This window comes from Puniceispirillum sp. (SeqCode), assembly GCF_965657105.1.
GTDB lineage: Bacteria > Pseudomonadota > Alphaproteobacteria > Puniceispirillales > Puniceispirillaceae > Puniceispirillum.
This window is the reverse complement of record NZ_CBFHNB010000113.1, coordinates 1-2,350: the sequence shown is the minus strand read 5'-3', so window position 1 is coordinate 2,350 and position 2,350 is coordinate 1. Positions and strand designations below refer to the sequence as shown.

Annotated in this window: 4 protein-coding genes; all 4 read left to right on the top strand. The window is 48.8% G+C overall.

Annotation, left to right across the window (positions count from 1 at the left end; all coding sequences use genetic code 11):
- Positions 1–604, top strand: a 604-nt coding sequence (locus tag ACTF7Q_RS10580) for a dipeptidase (protein WP_438997796.1), incomplete at its 5' end; no start/stop codon positions are given.
- Between the two features lie 31 nt (positions 605–635).
- Positions 636–1,049 carry a hypothetical protein gene (locus ACTF7Q_RS10575; RefSeq protein WP_438997795.1) on the top strand — a complete coding sequence of 138 codons (414 nt, stop codon included), beginning with the start codon at positions 636–638 and terminating at the stop codon, positions 1,047–1,049.
- Positions 1,050–1,253: 204 nt separating this feature from the next.
- Positions 1,254–1,673 carry a DUF983 domain-containing protein gene (locus ACTF7Q_RS10570; protein ID WP_438997794.1) on the top strand — a complete coding sequence of 140 codons (420 nt, stop codon included), beginning with the start codon at positions 1,254–1,256 and terminating at the stop codon, positions 1,671–1,673.
- A 174-nt stretch (positions 1,674–1,847) separates the two neighbouring features.
- Positions 1,848–2,350: helix-turn-helix domain-containing protein (locus ACTF7Q_RS10565; protein WP_438997797.1), on the top strand; the 503-nt coding region annotated here is incomplete at its 3' end.

Genomic DNA, 2,350 nt, shown 5'->3' with positions numbered 1-2,350 from the left:
GGCAGGGTTGCGCTCGTTGGGGCCGGTCTGGAGTCGTCCCACCATTTTTGGCGAAGGTGTTCCGTTTCGGTTCCCCAGTACAGGTGATATTGGTGGGGGGTTAAGCGAACATGGTATCCGGCTTGTCAAACGCTGTGATGAATTGGGCATCATGCTGGATATGTCACATTTGAACGAAGCCGGTTTCTGGGACATTGCTAAACATAGCACCAAACCGCTTGTTGCGACGCATTCCAATAGTCACGTTCTGTCACCACATGCCCGCAATCTCACCGACAGACAACTGGCGGCGATTGCCGAAAGTGATGGTATGGTCGGGTTGAATTTTGCCGTCGCCTTTTTACGCGCTGATGGCAAAATGCTGGCTGACGTTCATTATGATGTTATGTTACGGCATCTTGATTATCTCATCGAACATCTAGGTGAAGACCGCGTTGGTCTGGGATCAGATTTTGATGGTGCCGTTATTCCCGAAGATATGGGCGATTGCGCTGGACTTACTGCGTTTCGCAATGCGATGTACGCGCATGGGTATAATGACGCCCTTATGACGAAACTTTGTCATGCGAACTGGATGCGGTTGCTTGCCCATAGCATGGGGTGATCAGACTGTCCTTAAAAGATAAAGGTTTGATATGACGCTCAACACAAAGGTTGATTTTCGTCATAATGCCTATGTCGATGATATGACGTTGGATGCCGATAGCGCCGATATACGGCTGACAGTCACCGATGTGATTGCGGATAAAGATCACATTGCCATTGGCTATCGTCTGCCATTGGCGGTGCGTCATGGCGCGATGACGCAACATAGCGTCAAAGGATATGATGTGACAGGAAATTATAATGTGGCGGTTGACCAGATTGATTTTGCCGTAGCAAAGCGGCACCAGATTGCCCATATCAGCTATGTGCGGCAACTCAAAGCGCGATCATATGGGGATGCTGCATATCGCTGGTTTATCGAGGGCGCGTCGAATCAGAACTGGGGCAATATGGTAGGCAAAACAAATCGCCACATAAATACAGGTCTTATTGTTAGTTTCTAGCGTTGTTAGTCTCTGGCGTCGTTAGTTTCTAGCGTCGTTAGTTTCTGGCGTCGTTAGTTTCTGGCGTCGAAATATATATCACCTTTCAGATAAGCCTGTGTCGCTGTGTCGCTATGGCGCATACCGTATTCATAGGCAGATAGACTAAATCATGCTAGCTGTAGGGAATAACATTATACCCTTACAGCTAGTAGGATCAGACGAATGCAGGCTCCATCTTCTTCTCTTTCATATGGCACCGCTTTGATACGCGGTTTAAGGCGGCGTTGTCCGCATTGTGGTATTGGCACGTTGCTGCGCGGCTATCTTAAGCCAGTCACAGAATGTGAAGCCTGTAAAAGTGATTTTAGCCATATCAGTGCCGATGACGGCCCGGCCTGGGTCACTATATTGGTGCTTGGGCATGTGGTTGTGCCACTGATGCTCTATTTTGGTCGTGATGATTCGATTCCGCTATGGATTGCCTGCGTGACGTTGTCGGTGATCATGCTGATTGGCGTCTATTTGATTTTGCCGCGTGCGAAGGGTTTGTTTATCGCGTTGATATGGATGACAGGCGCAACGGGTGAGGATATGGCGCCAAATTCGCTAGATCAAAGTGACGAAACGCATAACCGTCGGTGATCGTGGTTTGACGCCGATATTCAGGCGTAACCACAGGTAAACTTATAGGCGCAATCTTGGGCGCAATCATGGGCGCAAAATGAAAATAATTGCCTAAATTCACTTTTATATGAAAATTTGTTTGATTTTTTCATTTTCCCCTCGCAATGTTTAAGGGGAAAGAGAGTGTTGCAGATGCTTGTGAAGATGGAAAAACAACCAAATGGCAGTTCAAGCGCCAGTTCGAGTGCAAATGCCAGTGCCCCATTGCGCTCAACAGGGCAAATTGGCAGTGACATTCGCGCCTTGCGCCGATCACGCAACTGGACGCTAAGCGATCTTGCCGATCACCTTGAACGCTCGGTTGGCTGGTTGTCACAGGTTGAACGCGGCGTATCCGAACCCGCATTGGAAGATATCCGCCGTATTGCCAGCCTGTTCAATCTGCCCGTCAGTTTCTTTTTTTCATCAAGCTGCGATGATCCGGAAAGCCAATTTGTCGTGCGTGGAGATTCGCGCCGGTCGATGAGTGACGATACTAAAGGTCTGGTTGAAAGCCTGTTATCACCTGATCTTGGCGGTGCGTTTGAGATTGTCCATTCGGTATTTGCCCCGGGCGCACGTTGCCCGGAACCGTTTATTAGGCACAGCGAAGAAGCGGGTTATGTGATTGAAGGTAGCCTTGTGTTGTTTTTAGA

Excerpts from the sequence above, each read along its gene's own strand:
- ACTF7Q_RS10575 (WP_438997795.1), top strand. The coding sequence starts at position 636 with ATGACGCTCAACACAAAGGTTGATTTTCGTCATAATGCCTATGTCGAT.
- ACTF7Q_RS10570 (WP_438997794.1), top strand. The coding sequence starts at position 1,254 with ATGCAGGCTCCATCTTCTTCTCTTTCATATGGCACCGCTTTGATACGC.